Raw genomic sequence first — 19187 nt, 5'->3', positions numbered from 1 at the left:
TCCATTATGGTTAATTGGCAGCCCTGCATATAAAGTGACAAAAACCAAAAGAGGTCAATCATCAGCCACAACTAAAGAGTCTTTATGATTTTGTTACTTTTCTTGTTGGAAAATAGCTCTTAGTCTTCTCTTATATAGCTTACTTTCCGGACCCATACTGACTTCTTCAATAGCGTCAATAAAACCTAGTATTAAATTCATAGTCAGTTGAAGGAAGTATGTGCCATCACATTCATTATCAAAATCTAAACGTAATAGAGAGTAAATAATTTATGTGTCTAGGCTCATTTCAGGACAACTGTGAGTTACATTGGGAAGTGTTCATTTTCATATGATTCAACTAATGAAATCCATTTTTCAAGCTCAGAACCTTCAGCAGTATTAGGTATTGCATCAAACAATCCTTCAATTTTCTTTAAAGCTGCACGATACTCATCATCAGAACTCAGAGGCATCTCTTCGCAATAAGTAATAATCTCATTTCCGCCAGAAGGAGAATCAAGCCATGCAGCTAAATCATCAGCTATTGGTGCCGTTGCGTCACATTTTGAGAGCAATATATTGAGTTTAGTATTCTTCATTATCAATTCTTATCTTTCAATCATCACCGTTACAGTAGCCACTCTATAGTATGACTAAAATTGGGTCTAATCTATCCTGACACACTTTGGGGCGTGCGACGTGAGGTCGTATGAAGCGCTGTTCACCGCTTTTGAGTGAACCATCTGTATCACCAGATGAACCTAGGAGCCTGAATAAAGTAGCGGCTCTGACAATGTAATGAAGATTGGTTATAGACCAATCGGGATCTAAATCGTGAGAGAACGATCCTCCTGATAACCACAAATTGGGTGAGTGCTAGGTAGTCAGTATGATGAACATAAGTGAATCCGCGCAAGGTGCGTTATGTGATGAAACAGCGGAAGTGGTTAATACGCTGTAGCCAAAAGGCATGAGAGTTGGAAAGAGATTGCCCCATGCTCTTTCGTGATCGTTAAGCTCTTCGCACTATAGCGGGCATCTAACCTGACATTGCGCGACATACGGAACACGGTAAGCCTATATCGCTCCCTTTGGGAAGGCTGATTTGGCCGATAGCGATGTGGGTATAGGAGGTTGGAAAAAGCAAAGGCTGCATTGTAACGATGCAGATACAGACTTGTGTCTGGTCACGAAAGTGAGCCCACTTCCGACTGGTCTCCCGTTGCAAGATAATTTGAAGAACTTTATTCAAGGAGAAACGCAAATGATGATTTCAACAGAAATTAGTGCCTCTCCTGACAGCGCTCAATGGCAGTCAATAGACTGGAAATCCGTTGAACCGCCTGTATTAAAGCTTCAGATGCGTATTGCAAAGGCAACACGAGAAGGGAAACACGGTAAAGCGAAAGCGTTGCAGTGGATACTGACTCACTCGCGTTCAGCAAAACTTCTTGCTGTTAAGCGTGTATCACAAAATAAAGGCAGTAAAACGCCTGGAATAGACGGTGTTATCTGGAATACAGATACCCGCCGCATGAAAGCAGTAAATCAATTGAGCAGGAAGGCATATCAAGCCAAACCACTCAAGCGTATCTATATCCCCAAAAAGAATGGCAAACTTAGACCTCTTGGTATCCCATGCATGATAGACAGAGCACAACAAGCGCTCCACCTTCTTGCATTAGAGCCTATATCGGAGACGCTTGCCGACCCTAACAGCTATGGATTTAGACCCAATCGTAGCACTGCTGACGCAGTCGATCAGTGCTTCAAATGCTTGGTTCAAAAGAAATCAGCGCAATGGGTTCTTGAGGGAGACATCAAATCCTGCTTCGACAAAATCGGGCATCAATGGCTAATTGATAACATCGCCATCGATAAACGTATGTTGGAACAATGGTTAAAGTCTGGTTTTATGGACAAAGGGCTGTTTTATCGTACTGATGAGGGCACGCCACAAGGAGGAGTTATATCCCCCACCTTGATGCTAATGACTCTTGCTGGACTTGAGCAGCGCATAAAGTCTACAGCACTCAAAAAGGGTGCCAGAGCCAACTTTATTGGATACGCCGACGATTTCGTCGTCACCTGCGCTTCAAAGGAAGTGCTCGAGAACGATATCAAACCGTTGATCGCTGATTTCTTAGCGGAAAGAGGCTTAACACTCTCCGAAGAGAAAACGCATATTACCCACATCAGCAATGGTTTTGACTTCTTAGGGTTCAATCATAGGAAGTACAAAGGAAAATTACTCATTAAACCGAGTAAATCCAACACGCTGTTGTTCTTGAGTAACCTGCGCGAACTCATCAAAAAGCACGCAACCATCCCTGTTAACGACCTTATCAAACTGATAAATCCGAAACTAAGGGGGTGGGCGAATTATTATCGTCATTGTGTTGCTAAACAAGTATTCGGGTATGTTGGGCACAAACTATTCTATTCGTTATGGCACTGGGCAGTAAGGCGTCACCCAACAAAGTCTAAGACTTGGGTAGCCCTTAAATACTTCATCAACCGAAAAGGCCAATGGCAATTTCACGGTTGGCAGAAGGTCAAGGATATGGATTGCCAATTCAATCTATTCCAAATAGCCAAAGTGCCTATTGAGAGACATGTGAAAATTCGAAGTGCGGCTATACCATTCGATCCTCAATACCAAGAATACTTGGCTAGGAGAAAATCGAAAAGGCAAACTCGTAACGCTTGGAATGAACCTGCTCTCACTGCTTTATAAGTTGCTGGGTATCAAACGATACTTTTGTGGAGGCTTGAGCCTAGTGCAGTGAAAGTTGCACGCTGGGTTCTTAGGGGGGCGGCACTTGGCAACAAGTGTCGTCTACCCGACATAAATAATCCCCCCCCTAGGCTCATTTCTGGACAGAAACGATTTAGAGTCATCAACCTAATTTAGACTCAAAAGATTAGAAAATGTATCACTAGCTTCTAAAGTGGTGGCCAATATTTCTTAACCACTACAGAGTGATTCAACAACACAATTTGTCTGCTAATTTTGTTTGTAGATCACTTTAAGCCTTTTATAAAGTTCATCACTTAAATTATTTAGTCCTTCTTCATTGGGGTAATATGTTAAAGCTCTGTGATGCCCTAAATCAGATGGTATGTCATGCAAAGATTGCGTTATTGGGATGACCGTTTTACCTAGGGTATGCGCAATGCCCGTTTCATACATGACATTTGGATTTTTGCCAGTAAAGTCTACTACCACTACTTTCGAGCAAAATATCAAATCAAAAATATCTTGGATGAATGTAGAGTTATCCCATATGTCATCGGCACGTAAACATTCAAGACTCATATATTGTGCTACACGAGTAATTGCTGAATATGTACCATTGAATCCAGGATTGAATGGCATCATTACGGAAATCAAATTTTCATTTAATTTCTTTTCTGGAACTTGAAAGACGCTAGGCTTAAAAGTAATAATCCGTTCACTTGGAAGCTCGTCATAAGATGTAGAAATGAACTCCCCGTTAAGAGGAGATACTTTGACTGTGCCATTTGGTTGAATGGATAAGGCTAGCTCATTTGTCTTTAAAACAGCCGTTATAGCTTCTAAGGATTTAGCCCTATCTACGTGTTCATTGAATAAGAAATGATCAGGGTGAACCAAATACTCTATGACTTTAACTAAGTCCTTAGATGGCATGTTTTCAGTAGATTGACGATTGTTTAGTTCACCTAAAACTTCTCTCACCCAAACCCTTCTTGTCGACCCATTGTGCGAATAATCAAGATCTAAATCTACAAAGAATCTTGTTAAATATGAAGAGCTTCTATATGGGAAAAATGAGAACGGTTCGTCACCACAAATCATTTCGGCTAGTTTAGTCATTGCCGCTGCTCCTATCTTCATTTTTTAAATTCCTTGTCTGGTAATGCTGTAACTAAACATTTGTATAGTGTTCATGGGCACAGATTTATTTATAAAAGCTCTACAACATATGCATAAAAATTCGGGAATCTCCCCAAGAAACGAACACCTTATGACAGGCTTCAGTGCGTGAATCACTCTGCGGTAGAGTGATTCACTGGCACGATTTAAAGCTAAACGAATATTAGGAAATCTATGGTTAAATCCGCATTCAGCAGTTTCTTGCAGCAATACGGCCTTAAATGACTTATCTAAGATGGTCTAAATATGGGCTGCATAACTTGATAAACGTAGACTTCCAATCATTCGGAAGTCCATCAAAATTATTGGGCCAATTATTTTGAATGTGAAGATGTGCCTTATATGGTTTTTCACTGTTTGGGGCGGTATAACCTAATAAATCTTCAATACATTCCTCAATCATTATCCTTCGTTCTTCACCAGTTTGGGCTAATATTGGCGCATTCATAACTTCTGCGCCCACCGTACCAGAGTCACGGTCATGCATGACCATATAATTCACATCTAATGCATTAAGATATTTTGCGATAGATATTAGAACTGACTTCCCCCTCGCTCGCAAGAATTCACAGTTACCGACTACTTTTGCCTTATCTTCAGTTGAGAGTCTTCTAATTGTTTCACGTATAACAACTTCTTCAGTATCCCCCTCAACAAAGATGCACTTTTTAGTAAAGAACATTCTAGAGATATAATCATCTACTTTTAACAACATTTTCAAGTTTTGTTTTTCGTCGTCTTGCAAAGTTAAAAACGCATTCTCAAAATTAAATGAATTGGTCGTTGATGAATTGCATGCTGTGAAGTTAAATTTTGTGAGGCTTACACTTTTTTCAGAACCAAGATTAACCATATAAGGTGAATGTGTTGTTGCTACAATTTGACAATTAGGTCCAGCCAAGTCATACAATGAATCCCTCATTTGATTAGCTGCTGCTGGGTGCAAATATATTTCAGGTTCCTCGAAGCAAAATATTGTGGCGCGGGGCTCATCCGCATTTTTATTTATAAAGTCTTGTACAAACCTCAAAAGCTGAAATGCAGTTGCCCTGATCATCCCATGCCCTTGATAATTTACAGCAGTTTTTACATTGCTCTCCATTTCAACATTAAACTGTGGTTTGATGGATTTATAAGGAACATCTAGGGTTGCACTCACATGAACGGAGGAATCAGGAAATAAGTTGCCGACCATCCCGTTAAGGTCTCTGATTAACATGCCAAAATCTGTCGTCCTATCATTTGGATCTAATTCTGCTGCAAGGTTGTTTAGAAACTCCTGAGCTTGTGTATAATTCTGAGATCTACTGCGAACTTGCTCAAATAGATCGCTAAGTAATGAAAATAATGCGCCTCCTGAACTCGTTAGTTCAGCAATGCAAGACTCTGCAGGGATAACAACAATCCGAGGAAGCTTAGACTGCACGTTACCGGGTATTCCTCCTGGATTTTCAACCCAAATAGCTTCTTCATGTTCTTGAATATCCCAACATGCAGGTAAATCTAAGAGCTTTAGTTTGTTAATAGCTATAGTAAGACTTTTATCAAAGTTGACATCGCCAAAGTGTTCTTTAAGGAAAATTTCAGAATAATCTTCGCCGACTAAATCAGATACTTTTGCACATGCGGCATAAAAAGGACTTCTTGTCCTGGGATATTCTTTCATAAATATCTTTGGTTTGCTTTGATTCAAAGACCAAACTTTTTTATAAACAATAGAATTACCTGTTTCGCTAGCTAATTTCTCTAGCGATGAAACTACTCTACCCTTAAATCCCACCCATCCATGTGCAGCATCTGGAACGTTATGATACTCTGCGATAACTTCAACTTCATCCTTGTAAATATAAATTTCCTCTTCCGAGTTATACTCTTTTAAATAATCTTCTCTATCCAAATTTGTGCTTTTATGCAAATGATTTAATGCTGAGAACACACTTGATTTGCCCGCGTTATTGGGGCCAATTAGAAATGTAGTATCTCGGAATTTAATGTGACAATCTTTGAGCTTTCTAAAGTTCTTTATATGTAGTTCGTGCAATCTCATTTGACATCCTTTTGAACAGAGTAATATCCATTTAAATTTTAATATCTATGCGCTGCCATATTTTCAGAGCATAAATTACTTATAACGATCAATTCAAAGTTAACATACATAATCAACATGTCATCCTGAAAAATCTATAATTGAGGCATACCAACAAATCAGGGCGAGAGCATAAATATATTATTTGTTAAAAAAACAATATCAGCAGGCGTGAAACAGCCCATTGTAGTCAAAAATCTCATCGTATCCCCTTAGTGATGTGTACGAATAACCAACACTAAATGCTGTTAAAGCCGAGTTATTTATAAGTCAGCATTGTGAAATTAAGAGTTCAATAACTCATATTCTCGCCTTGGCCAACAAATAACTCACAGAGTTGAGCAATGTTTAACCAAGGATAAGTAAGGCAACGAGGGCGACATCTAACTTATGGTAAATGAACTGTTAAGCGCGGTTTAGCACTTCAATCTCTGCAAGCCAGAAGCCGGTAAGAATGAACTGTCAGCCCGTGAACCAGACTGGGTCAGAGTGATTCACTAGCTCATTTTTGGACATTTCCGAGTTAGATTTTTAACTCTAATCCATGAGTTTCGGATTAATATTTTTATGAGTTAACATCGCCGCCTTTAAAGGCTCTTATTCCTTTGCTCATAATTTATGGCATTTAATGCTTGTACATGGGCAAGCGAAGCTAGTCTATATTGAACAGCCACGATACTTATGCGGCTGATTATATTGTTTATTTTTTATTACCTTCTATAGAGGTTCACTTTTATTTCGTTAGTGTACAAACTAACAGTTGATGACGAAATAATGCTTTTTGAATCAAGCCATTTGACCAAATACTGATTTTCGGGAGTGTTTTTCAATCTCGGCGAATTGTACCCTGTTTTTATTTCTGAAAATGGTTTAGGTAGATTGCTCAAAACAAGGCGAACTTCGTCATTTGTCATAAGAGAATGGTATTTGTTGAAGAGTGAGATTTGCGTCGCTATGGGCGAAGAATGTTTTATCAGAGATTGCGCAATACTCCGACTAATACTGGATATATTGGCGTCAGTGTTGATAATAATTGGGCCGATAATAGCTGACCGCTTAGGAAGATCCACAAGCAATTCTAGGTCCATCAATTCAATTATCCCAAGCTTGGCTGTATTATCAATTTCAGCTCGAAGAAGCTCCTCTAGAAAGTCATCGTCGAGTGCAAAGCTGTCAGAGTCCGCAAGATATGAATCGATGTTGACCGCGACGAATAAAACCTGCAAATCACAGTGATCAGCGAATGCATCGAGACTTTCCTTAGTGAATGTGATTTTTCCTTCATTAATCAGGATTTGAAGCTTGTTTGGTTCGATTTCTTTTGGTGGGTTCTTGAACGAATTCGGCAGGGCGTGAGCATATTCTCTATAGGCTGCATCAGACAGCGAGCCCGCACTGAGGAGGAACTGACGCAGCTTCAGCGAAGCAGAATCACTAGGCATAGAGTGTTCCAAGATAACTTCACGAACAACATCTCGATCAAGATATCCAATCAGGCTATCTGCCTCGAACACGTTATCTTCCATGAAAGCAAGACAGTTTGCCCAAGTTGGTTCAATCTTACCTAACTGAAACAGCATCGGGTGCAATTTCTCAGGCACACCCTCTAGACTTGGCAACAGTATCATCTGCCGTTCAAGGAACTCCCGAAGATCATCTTGCTCAAGCGTATCTTGGCAAACAACAGCTAAAATAGCGGGGATATCTTCCTCAGAATTTCCTTCAAGCTCTAAAAGGATCTCACACAGGTAGCGCTCGAAATCGCGTTCTACCCTCTCCAATAAGGCAAGATTATTCATCGATAGTATAGTCGTGTAGTTCCTCGTCCGTAGTGGTTCGAGATCGTTCTCTCCTAAAATCATTTGGTAAACGTATTCCAAGTTTGCGATCGTAAGTGCGAAAAGTCCCTTCTCGAACATGAAACGTACAATTTCAGTGTGTTCTTTGATTGCAGCCAGATCTTTGACTTCAAAGTCTAGGCATGCAAGGCGTTCCGATGCTAGTTCAGGTAAACTAACCAGAATCTCTGGAAGGTTCGCCGAAACAAATTCTGGTAGCTCGTCAAAATCCCTTGCGAACATTTTGAGCGATTTTTCAGGCAGGCTTGCGACCAATTGAGTGACGTGGGAGATATTGTTAGGGCTGGTTACAACTGCAGGGATAAGTTCATCCCATGCATTGGCTAGTCCTGAAAGAAGTCCGGCAACATTGCTGCCACTGGTGTAATAGGCATCGAAAAATCCCTCGCAGCTTTCAAATTCGGATGAGATATACTCGAAAAGCTTCTTCGTTTGGTCAAGGTAACGGCTTTGGTCCCTCAGAAGGTTATCGACAAGCTTGATGTTCAAGACATAGCTTTGTCGGAAGTCCTCATCTCGCATAGCAGCAACAACTTCTTGTGGATTATCGATCGGGAAACCTGGATCTGGTGTGACAAATGCCCGTATCTGGATCAGAAATTTATTGTCATTTGGCGACAAACGGCCCGAGTGAAAAAGTGAGGTGTATTGATAGTAAGTATCATCAATATGGCCTTCTAGGAGCAGAAAACGGGCAAGTTCTCCGTTTTCCCCGAAGGTTTCGAAATGATCTTGCAGGCCATTGGGGGCCAAACGCAACAGCTCGTTGAGCTTAGTCGTGCGTAGCGTTGCAATCTTTAACTTGAGCTCACTTATTCTACGCAAGCTTTTGTTCTTATTATCAGCCGCCTTATTTTCTATCTCCACTTTGCGTTGCAGGTAAGATCTCTGCGTATCTACTTCTCTTTGTAATTTAGAAGCATCGATATGTCCTTGGTTACCATAGTTGTTGTAGTAGAACAGACGTGAAGTCTCAATCAGTTTCTCGAATGCATCGTGGCTGGCCAGTTGAGGAAGTGAACACAATGTCTGCTGATCATGACTAACGTTGTAAGTATTCGCAGGAAGCTTCTCAACCAGAGCCATAGCGTAGATTTGCCGCAACTCTCTAAGGTCCGAAGGAGTCTGCCGTTCCGCGATTTCAAGACGCTCTTCAAGCCCCAGGATCTCGGCCCTATTCGTCGCCTCACCATGCCTAATGAGTTCGTCTTTGAGGTTCAATATTTTGGCGAGATTACCCGCGCCGCAGTGCAGTTGCTCAAAGTCACTTGGATAAACGTTTTTATAGATCAGGATCGCAAGAAGCTTGTTGGCATCAAGTAGACTCTCTCCAGTTATTTCCAATTGAGCCGCATAAATAGCGTATTCATTAAAGATGTTTCGAATCAATCTCAGGTCGTTCAGGTAACGTGAGACCTCTCTCAGAAACTGCCGTTCAAGGTATCCATCGAGCTCAAGTCTACTTCCCTGCTCCAATACCATGTCGATCGAATTCGATGTGTTGATGATAGGTATGACGGGAATAATGAATTCAAAGAACTTGGTTCGCTCGGTGTTGACAAACATATCGTCACGCATGGCGTAGAGGAACCTGATAGTACGTTTCACACCTGCGTTCTCGTTCACGAGACTATTAATTTCGCGGAGTGAGACGAAAATATCCGCATTATTAAATCGGTCTAAATCCTCAATGATTACAAGATCGTATTTGGTTGATTGGAAGAAGTAAACTATTTCGTCTAGATGGCGGTTTAATATGGACGCCTGATCATCAGATGCAGGTTTAATCTCAACGTCCTTCAACGAAATGCTTTTGAGTGACAGACCGAAACTCGCCACATAAAAGTGATGCAGGACTGTCCAGAGGAATACTGCTGCGAAAAAGAAAACTACTATATTGAACCAATTGCTGAGTTCAAACGGAACCAAAAATTCACCTTTGATTATATCTTCTCGTAAATGTAATACATACCAAAGCGCAATAGCACCAAACATGATGTAGAGAGATTTAAGAAACGACCAAACTCCTGGTGACTGAATTCTTTTGAAGCGCGAAAGAGGAAGTTTGTTTGCGTCAGCACCGTACAATATTTGCTGTAGGATGCTTCTTTCAATCTCTTGGCGACTCACCTTATTCTCCCCTACATCACCCTCGGGAATGAAGGAGGCTAGAGAGATTTGAAGCGCAGGTCGTCTATACTTCTTCAAGAAGGATTGGATGATGCTGCTCTTTCCCGAACCATAGGGACCAGTTAGAGCAATGTTGAATACCTTGGTATTATTCGTAGCAAACAAAATCGCTTTGGTATATATACCTTCCTTGTCAGCCTCATCAGTTGGTGCGAGATCCACGAATTTAGATTGTTCTATATCCGAATGGTTAGACCTTTCAAGCCATGAAACAATATTATTGAGCAAACTTAAAAGCAAATATCTAAAGGACGTGATTTTTTTCATAAGAGATTGAACTATCTAAACCTAAAAGCGACTTTTATTCTAAGGACACTTTGTAATATTCCTGCATCCAGGTCAATAGTTAAACAACTGAATCAATTTTAGTTTCTTATTTTTGTGGAACATAACTAAAAGTAGGCCAACCGACAAACGTATGGGCTGATATTATGTTGCTCGAAACAAACTTCGGGCATAAACGAGTCTGCTGCATTTTACTGTCACGTACCTGGACAGAAACGAGCTAGATTCCTAAATCTAATTCGTGAGTTTCGGATTAAAATTTCTGTGGATTAACGCCCGCAGCACAGCGACGGCTTTTGCTATGTGCTGACAAGCTATTTCCCTAGTACCTGTATCATTTTGTCATGATGCTCAATATAGCCGGTTACTTCGAAAACGAGCTTTAAACCTTCTCGAAAAGACTCATAGTCAAACTCTTTGTAATCGAAAATATTCTGCCCAAGCGAATGAGACTCCCGATTGATGTACCTGCAAAATGCCTGGTGCTTATTCCCCTGTAATTCTGGCATTTGGATTACGTTGCTCAAGTCTTGTTTTTGAACAAAGTTGAAAAAATACTCTACGATATTTCTCATGCAATTAGCTATGAGAGCGGGAGGCTGCGCCGAATCAGTGACTACAGACCAGTATGAGTGGTAATCGTTCTGAACTTCTTCGTAGCTCATCTTAAGTATCTGGCTACCTTCATCATTTTTGAATAACCGAAATAGTTTCTGGTGTTCATTTCTTTTTTTGTGGTTTGAGTCTGCTAATTCGTAGAAAAAGTACAAACTATGCGTAAGCACAAAAACTTGCTCAAAATAGACTGAATCAAAGAATTCGCTTTTAATTAGCCGGCCAATATTGAAAACAAATATGTGAGACAAGCTCGATATTGGGTCATCAATGACCACCACTTTCTTTCCTGGGACTTCTGTAGCGTTTCGCTTACCTTTGCATAACTCGCAGAAGTATAGAAAACTGATGATCATCTTCTCACCTTCGCTGAGAGACGAAAAATCGGCCGTAGAATTTCCAATGCGTACGATTTTGTAAAGTGTGTCATTGTGTTTTGCTATTGAAAAATCGGATATGCCGATCTGAACCAAACCTAAATTTATGTTGTCTATTGCTTCTTCAATGTTAACGGTAGATTTTTGTAGCATTGAAATTTCGTTTTTCTTTGATGCGATAATGCCTAAAGCGACTTTTTCTCGCTCCTTTGATTCAGCCAGTTTCTGATTAGAAGTTGCTACCTGAGCATCTAAAGCCGAGATAGTTTGGTCGTAATCCCAACGCATCAAACCCCAAAACTCTCCCTTCAACTTGTTTAGTTCGGCACCAATATTCTCAAGTTTTTCGTTGTGTTTTGAAATTTTTGCATTTATTGCTTCTAACAACTCGTTAAAGTTCGCAACTTCGGTGAGAGTGCTTTCAAGAGATACTCTCATACTTGGTGAATTTTTCTTGGCTGTTATTAGTCTTGCATTCTGCTCCAATTTATTTGCTAATTTCCCATGCTGTTCTGTCAGTGCAGATAGTTCTTCAATTGAAAATGGGTTTGACTTGTAGGTGTCAAGCGAAGTGAGGTGTTCGAGTGCAGTGGAATAACGGGATAAAAGACTCTCAATTTTATCAATTGAACTGCTATAAGACTCATCGAAATAGTTCTCGATTTGCTGGGCGAGTTCTTGAGATATCGTATTTTCTTGACAAAACGGACAAGCGCTAGCCTCGTTTTCAGATGGAGGCTCTAAGTAAACTAATCCCTTTTTTACCCAATCTGAATTTTTCATTTTTTCGATTAGCGCCGATACAGAACTGTTGGTATTACCAACTATTGCCTCCTCAAAGATAGGATCAAGTTCGACTACGTGTTCATCAAACTCCAAAAGATTCAGAGTAGAATACTGTTGAGCGGCATCTCCCTTTAAAGCCTCGACACCAGCCTTTAGTTTAGATATATCCGTATTCGGCTTCTCAGCAGGTTTAGTTAAGGACGATAAATGAGTATATAGGGTTTCTTTGTTGCCCTTGAGGCCATCCAGAAAGCCTTCTAGAACTCGGTCTCCACCTGTAAATTCCTGCTTAATGTTCCAAGTAACATCAAATGCCCTTGATCGATTAGCTGAAAGTACAGCCTTTTCATCACTAGCAACTTGTTGCTCTTTCTCTTCCACAAGAACCTGTGTGTTTAGTTCAGCTTGAGCTTCATTGATTGCTTTCTCAATATCTTTGTTTTCTTTTGAGAGACTGAATATCCCTTTTAGATTGTCGGCCTCGTAAAAGTTTTCTTCGATGAATCTCTGATTGTAGACATAGAGCGATGTATCTTTAGCCATATCAACAGAGCAACCGTGATATTCGGGGGCTTCTGGTTGGTACAAATAGTTAGAAAGTGTGCTCTTGCCTGAACCGTTTAGTCCGTAAACAACATTCACTTTTTTGTCAGTGGCCAAAATGGTTGCAGTTTTGTAGCTAGCAATATTCTGAATACTTATCTTGGAAATCATCTAGGAGCTTCCGTGCTTTTTGGTGTATTGTGAGCAACGCGAATACCAAAAAACGCGTTGCAATTTGTGTCGGATGGCTACACTTGTTAGGCCAACCCACTATCTAGCCGCTCTGCAAAATAATGTATTACTAGCAATACCAAGTGAAGCCGAAATGTTGAGTCAGCTTGCTCAGAAAGACCTGGATGCGACCCTTGGGGATGTAGACGTTTCCAAAACCCCTCTACAAACCCTGTACCGTTGTATAGGAACTCATTATAGTGAGCATCAAAGAAGCCGCTTTTTGCGAGCTCTATTTTTCGTTGTTGGGTATCTGTTGCTGACCCTGCATTAATTAATGTGTGTACGCGATTAAAAAACTCTTCAACAAATGATCTAAATTGGGCATTGGCTGCGGCCCATTCACCTCTTCCATGCGCAGCTATAGCTTGTTCATAGTGGCCTAAAGCTATGTTGAAATTCCTTTTTTTCAGAATTCTAACAAGATTGTCTTCACTTTCTGCCAGAGGGATTTGTGAGGGCAATGATTTTCTTACAGAAGTTTCTGTGAGTTCGAAACCGTCCTTTTCAAGTGCATTAACGAGACCAGTATGTTCATAGCCAGAATAAGGCGTGATTTTTAATAGGTATTCCACAACGTCTATCATCAGATCTGAACCTGATGGACCTTTTACTCCAGCGCTTGCAACCAAGTATTTTGATATGGAGGTCTCTTTTTGTTTTATGTACTCACCCTTTACCACTCCATCCATCTCAAGCTCGAAAACGAAACGCTCAACCTCATCGTGCGTTCTAAAATTTAACGCCTTAATCAATTCAAGTATTGTTGTTCTTGAAAACATTCGGACTCTCTCGATTTCGCCTAACGTCTTAGTATTTGTGGGTTGCGCGTTTACCTCATGAGACCAGTGAAAACGCGCACCGTTAACTATCTGTATGAAAAGAACTTATCAGCTTTTCATCAAATACACCATCCGGAAAAACCCGCATGCGCATTTTCCAAACCTATTAACTAACTTGGGTGGAATATATTCACATGATTTTAAAGGTTTTGATAATTTTAGGCTGGAAAAACGCGCAAACTAATTAGTTTAAAAACACTCAAAAGCATCTAAATTTATATACGACTGTATACCCATGCATTGTTAGTCGCTTTACGGTAGAGCCAAACATTAGGCAAATAGATGAGATTTTGTAGGGCAACTCGTTCGTCAGTTTTCGATTCACTAAACAAGTGCTAGCAAACTCTGGGGCATAAATAATTTACGTGTCTAGGCTCATTTCTGTACATGTATATGATTCAGTGAATATTTTTTATGGTTCATAAGAGAACTAGCTTCACACGCGGAGCTTTTTTCTCGGTCAACATCACCTTTAATGGCATCAATAGCTTTCAGTATGAAAAAATAACAAAAATCTTATTCTCAATAGCACTCTACTTCTTTAAAAAAGAGTCCTGAAATATTATTTTTTTTAACTATTGAATATAAGCTATTTTCGGCATCAGTAGTGTAATAAAAAAGACCCGTTTCGCGTACTCTAAATAGATTGGGGTTAGTTATACCACTCTTGTTAAATACCATGCGCTTAAACTTGCGAATCCTATCAGGTCGACCGTTACGCATATTTCTTTCACTAAGTTCTTCATTCAAGGCGTTATCAAACCCTAATACATTAAATGCAAACCATTTAGCGCCGTCATTATTACATTCTAGAAGCTCAATGTTCTCTCCAAAATCATTAAGGAATAACTGCGAATACATTGGAGAAACAACAAAGGTAGAGGCACCTAAGCCAGCTATGTCTGGTACTTTAAGTTTCAGCTTGTTCGAAGGTTCAACTTGCCAAACAACATTGAGTACCCCCCAAAATTCTTTCATTGGAGTATTACCGTTAAATGAAAGCAACCTATTTTCAGTCAATTGCAAAACATGCTCAAATGCGGATTCACTCAGAAGCATAAATTCATCAGGGTCAAGATATACGCTAAATACCTTATTAAACTTTGAAGTCATTAGTTATTATTACCCTGCTGCAGTTAAAGATGAATTAATCGGAAATACACCAATCTTGAGGTCTTCTGCTACATCACGTAACGTTTCAATAATCCCACGATGGCCTAAACCTTCGGCTATAGTATCTTCAAGTAGGTATTCAACATTCAGATAGTATTTACCGGAGTGTATCTTTGAGTGAGGATAAGCATCAGGCATTGAGTCCATTGGGACATGCTTTTGAAATCTAGGAAGGTAAACACCATTGGCTTCGTGATCTATATCTATACCAAAAGCTGCTAATCTTAATCTAGACCTAGCGGCACGCATATCACTCCAGGATACAATATGATGAGCTGCAGTATTATCAGGCTTCTTTCCACGATTAGCTGCATACATATTCTCGGCTAATTTAGTAGAGTGCATCTTCATGTGTTCCCAACGCACTCTTCGGGATAAAAGCAAGTCTGCTTGTGGAATTATGCCTTCTTTATACTTTACCGAGTCAATAATTTCACCTCGATAATAAATACTAAGAGATTCAGCATGAGCTTTTGCGAGGGTACGGTCACCTGTTATTCGAGTTAAATCATCCTCAATATCAGTGACCGATACTTCATATATTTTTTGTTGATTATTCATTTATCTAAGTTCCTTTTAGATTTTAGAAAGTTATTATCACAAATGGTAAGATTATATTCAAGTTTCATATGGATATGGATAAGTTATTACAACATTTATAAGTAAGGCAATAGGTGTTATTTACTTATATTTTGTTCACTAACTTATTTTTGGACATGTGTGAGTCCGTCTATGATCTAATTTAGATTTTCACGGATTAGCATAGATATCGAAAACTAGGTTGATGCAGTGCTCCGGCTGGCTCGGAACAATTTATCTACTCAAGTTTGGCTACTACACGTTTTTTGCGAGGTTTAATTGATGCGCTAGATTGCCTTGCTAAATCTTCAAGTGTTAATCCTTGTGCTAACAATAAATCTTGAATTTCTTTAATCTTAGATGCTTTAGCTGCATTTTCAGCCTGCTCAGTATCCTTTAGTTTTTTGAGTGCGTTATAAACTGTATTAACTCGGTTTACTAGTTTGGTAACATCTTCATAATGAAGCTCCGAAAACAGACCTTTAATACTGTTTCTGTTGCTTAGAATTTCTAGTGCGATAGCACGTTTTTCAGTGATAGTGTTAGCTTGGCTCATTTGTATCTCCTACAATTTAAATAAATTCGTATCACAATATATTACCTCAATGAAAAAGTTCTAGAAGTTAAAGACATGGGTTTATCAATGAAAAGTGTCATGACAAAGGGATGCAGGCTCGTTGATTTTTACTACATTTGGCTCAGCAATATAGTAGCTTTTAAGATACTTTGTGTCGAATTTCGTATCTTTATCAGTCAACTGCTTAAGCAGTTTATAAAGGCTTAAATTCGATGATTCGTTCGAAGGATCAAATAGCCAAGAATGAACATCAACGATTAAAGATGAATACAAAGTATCTTGCAACGTAAGAATACTTCTCCGAATAGGAGAAGATAGGGAACTTGGGAGTTGCTCAGATTTATTGATACAGACAGGAGTTCTTTGCGTTCCAAAAGATTTAAGTAGCCAATGGTCGCTGAATAAATTTTCTTCTGAAACCTAGGTAATTGCTGTTTTCTCATTGATTATCTCTAAACACATATCAGAAGCACTACTTAAAGCTAATAACAGGATTGAAAAATGATTTTTTATACGGTTTACACCTGCACTCTGTTTGAAAGGCTAAATATGTTTCCGTTGTTATTGGCAACTTTTCATTCATCTTTCCTGAACAAAAAAAACAATGCTTGTGTCCACAGTCCTGCGCACTTATCAATGTGGCTTCTTTTACCAAACCCGTATTATACATTTTAAGGTAAGCGTCATCCCATGCTTTATCACAAGTAGCTTTATAATATATTTTACTAATTTGAGAAAAGATGGATTTAGCTTCATCCATACCGACACTAAACTCTGTGCATATTTTTTCTAGATCTAGCTTTTCTTCATGCTTCAAGTGACGCAGGATCAGGTATTCATGTTCAAGTAAACTGAATGAAGACTCCGTAAGCTCACGCATAAAGTATTCATCAAGAGATCTAAACTTGATTAGCTCTTTCTTTTTTATGAAAAACCTTTTTAACTTTGAAAACATTGTCTTAGTCCATATATATAAATATAAGTAGTTATAGGTTTTTAAATTTGTCGAAGTTATTTAAGCAAGTATCATAATAGAATTCAGTGAACCCACTTGTAGAACCTAATTTAGCAGTTCTATATGCATGAGCCATTACTATTTTAATAAAGTTAACCGCCTTTCTCTCCTTTTCAGATGATGCTTCAAATCTACTCAATTTGGTTTCCATCTCTTCTTTCGGAATATTATCAACGGTAGCGGCAGCTAGCATGCTGCTCGCAATTAATGCAACCTCCTCACATTTATTTATTTTAATTTGAGCTTCTTCATAGGTTAGACGTTCTACTGATACAACTGAAAATGAGCATATTGCTAGTGATATTGCTAGTAACCTATTCATAAGCTTATCCCTTGATGATGTCAATTAAGAGTAATGAGTTGCTATCCAAACCTCTGAACATTTAACCATTAACGCTTAAACTTATTAATGATTTTGCAGTCTCTAATATTTTTAAGCTTTGATACTCTCCTGAGCTTTCATAGCTTGCATTTGTAATTTCTATTAGCATTAGCAGAGTATTGAAATTAGGTATTAGTGGGCTCAATTCACCTTTTTCTAGAAAATAGCTATCGACTAAGGCTTGTACAGCTGCTCTAGCCGCTTACTTTCCTGAGTTTATGAATAATGCTGATATGCTGTTCATATACCTTTCAAAATTTCCTTCAAACTCATTAATATAATGCTTGCTCTCATGCTCATTCATTATCAACTCCTTTATGAGTATAAATTTTGATTTTCTAGTGACTAAAATACTCCATAAAAGTGTTAAAAACAACCACTGAAATATTGTAAGTTATTGAACAGTAACACGATATCGCTATAGTGAATTTGAGGTGTAGGTTCGCGATGCCTAAGACTAATACAATTTCATGCTCAAAAAGCAGTAGCTAAGTATTGTTGTTATTGACATTAGTTAAAGTAGGGCTTAATTAGTTTAAGTAGTTGTTGCCAAGCATATGTTCAAAAATGATAGTGGGGCATAAGTGAGTCAGCGAAGATGTCGCTGACCCAAAAATGGACAAAAGTGAGTTAGATTTTATACTCTAAAATATATGGTTTGCATTATAATAAGTATAGCAAAGCTCGATATACAGGTGTTTTTAGTGATTAGTTTCAATCAATAAATTCTTTACATATATATGACCCAAAGATATTATAAGTCATTGATTAATAGTCAGAATACCACGAAAAATAGCCTTAGGTTCTGGGGGCATACCGTATTAACAATCAGTAGATTCTGAAAGTGTAAGAGCATCCTCCAATTCAACACCAAGATAACGAATTGTGTTGTCTACTCTAGTATGTCCGAGTAAAAGTTGGACGGCTCGAATATCCTTAGTTTTTGCATAGACTAATGTTGCTTTGGTTCGTCTCATTGAGTGAGTCCCATACAAGTTAGGATCTAGACCAATATTTGATGCCCACGACCTGACAAGAGAACGATAATACGAATAGCTAATCGGTTGCTCATTTCGTCTTAAGCTTGGAAATAAATAATCACTTGTCTTTAGAGCTGCGACAAAAATCCATTTCATCAGACTTTGTTGAGTTCTAGCAGTGACTTCAAACTGGACTTCAACATCCGTTTTCTGCTGAATAAGCTTAACTCTTGCAAACATTCGTTCTTGTGACGATATATCACAAACCCTCAGAGGAAGTAGGTCACTTGCTCTGAGTTTACTATCGATTGCCAAATTGAGTAACGCTAGTTGCATAAGGCTATTTTCTATTTCTAGCCTAGTTCGAATACGCCAAATCTCTTCGAGCCGAAAAGGCTTTTTGACTCCGCTATGATTTTTTTTGTTTGATGAGACCATGGTGACCTCCTACTTTATCGATTGGTCATCATAAGTGTAGCTAATAGTACTTTCGCTAATGAGGATGTATTGTAAGTCAGGATAATCGCGTTTGAGTTTTGGCTATGTGCAGATGTTATTACACTCAACGAATGAACACTGGGACACCATTACCCAAGCGATTCACATGATTATGCGACCATTTCAAGTTAACTAACTCAGACTCTCATAATGTGTAATAGTAAACAATTAGGATGATGGTGCAATTGCCATGACCCTGTAACAGATTCTGTGTAACTACCTAATTTATATATAATCTGAAATTCGTTCTTCAAATTCAATAATAAAG

General features: G+C 39.0%; 13 protein-coding genes. 1 reads left to right on the top strand and 12 read right to left on the bottom strand.

Going from position 1 to position 19187, the window contains the following annotated elements; genetic code table 11:
* Window positions 1–305 precede the first annotated feature (305 nt).
* Complete coding sequence (locus AAEY94_RS11450) at window positions 306–581, bottom strand: transcriptional regulator (RefSeq protein ID WP_102036181.1); 276 nt, start codon at window positions 579–581, stop codon at window positions 306–308.
* A gap of 665 nt (window positions 582–1246) precedes the next feature.
* Between AAEY94_RS11450 and ltrA the strand changes: the two genes are divergently transcribed.
* Complete coding sequence (ltrA, locus tag AAEY94_RS11445) at window positions 1247–2719, top strand: group II intron reverse transcriptase/maturase (protein ID WP_102036180.1); 1473 nt, start codon at window positions 1247–1249, stop codon at window positions 2717–2719.
* A gap of 270 nt (window positions 2720–2989) precedes the next feature.
* On the opposite strand, the gene AAEY94_RS11440 is transcribed toward ltrA, so the two are convergent.
* From AAEY94_RS11440 to AAEY94_RS11390, 11 genes are all read right to left on the bottom strand, one after another.
* On the bottom strand, window positions 2990–3862 hold the full coding sequence (locus tag AAEY94_RS11440; protein ID WP_102036179.1) for a hypothetical protein: 873 nt from the start codon (window positions 3860–3862) through the stop codon (window positions 2990–2992).
* A 265-nt stretch (window positions 3863–4127) separates the two neighbouring features.
* Window positions 4128–5948 carry an ATP-dependent nuclease gene (locus AAEY94_RS11435; protein ID WP_350978877.1) on the bottom strand — a complete coding sequence of 607 codons (1821 nt, stop codon included), beginning with the start codon at window positions 5946–5948 and terminating at the stop codon, window positions 4128–4130.
* 749 nt (window positions 5949–6697) lie between these two features.
* Window positions 6698–10303, bottom strand: coding sequence for a YobI family P-loop NTPase (locus AAEY94_RS11430; protein WP_350978875.1), 3606 nt, complete (start codon window positions 10301–10303; stop codon window positions 6698–6700).
* A gap of 332 nt (window positions 10304–10635) precedes the next feature.
* A complete protein-coding gene (locus tag AAEY94_RS11425) occupies window positions 10636–12813 on the bottom strand; it encodes an AAA family ATPase (RefSeq protein WP_102036569.1) in 2178 nt (725 codons plus the stop codon).
* Window positions 12814–12899: 86 nt separating this feature from the next.
* A complete protein-coding gene (locus AAEY94_RS11420; protein WP_102036570.1) occupies window positions 12900–13655 on the bottom strand; it encodes a hypothetical protein in 756 nt (251 codons plus the stop codon).
* A gap of 582 nt (window positions 13656–14237) precedes the next feature.
* A complete protein-coding gene (locus tag AAEY94_RS11415; RefSeq protein ID WP_102036571.1) occupies window positions 14238–14828 on the bottom strand; it encodes a hypothetical protein in 591 nt (196 codons plus the stop codon).
* 9 nt (window positions 14829–14837) lie between these two features.
* Entirely contained in the window at window positions 14838–15449 is a 612-nt protein-coding gene (locus tag AAEY94_RS11410) for an AHH domain-containing protein (protein ID WP_102036572.1), read from the bottom strand.
* A gap of 256 nt (window positions 15450–15705) precedes the next feature.
* Entirely contained in the window at window positions 15706–16023 is a 318-nt protein-coding gene (locus tag AAEY94_RS11405) for an H-NS family histone-like protein (RefSeq protein WP_102036573.1), read from the bottom strand.
* A 493-nt stretch (window positions 16024–16516) separates the two neighbouring features.
* The gene (locus tag AAEY94_RS11400) at window positions 16517–16999 is read right to left on the bottom strand and encodes a hypothetical protein (RefSeq protein WP_350978873.1); all 483 of its coding nucleotides are present in this window, start codon (window positions 16997–16999) and stop codon (window positions 16517–16519) included.
* A 31-nt stretch (window positions 17000–17030) separates the two neighbouring features.
* On the bottom strand, window positions 17031–17381 hold the full coding sequence (locus tag AAEY94_RS11395; protein WP_182745248.1) for a hypothetical protein: 351 nt from the start codon (window positions 17379–17381) through the stop codon (window positions 17031–17033).
* A gap of 881 nt (window positions 17382–18262) precedes the next feature.
* Window positions 18263–18859: a tyrosine-type recombinase/integrase gene (locus tag AAEY94_RS11390; RefSeq protein ID WP_182722421.1), complete on the bottom strand. Its 597-nt coding sequence runs from the start codon at window positions 18857–18859 to the stop codon at window positions 18263–18265.
* Window positions 18860–19187 lie beyond the last annotated feature (328 nt).

It is taken from the genome of Shewanella sp. AC34-MNA-CIBAN-0136, assembly GCF_040309945.1.
GTDB lineage: Bacteria > Pseudomonadota > Gammaproteobacteria > Enterobacterales > Shewanellaceae > Shewanella.
The sequence above is the reverse complement of the archived record's forward strand: the minus strand, read 5'-3'. Positions and strand labels throughout refer to the sequence as shown.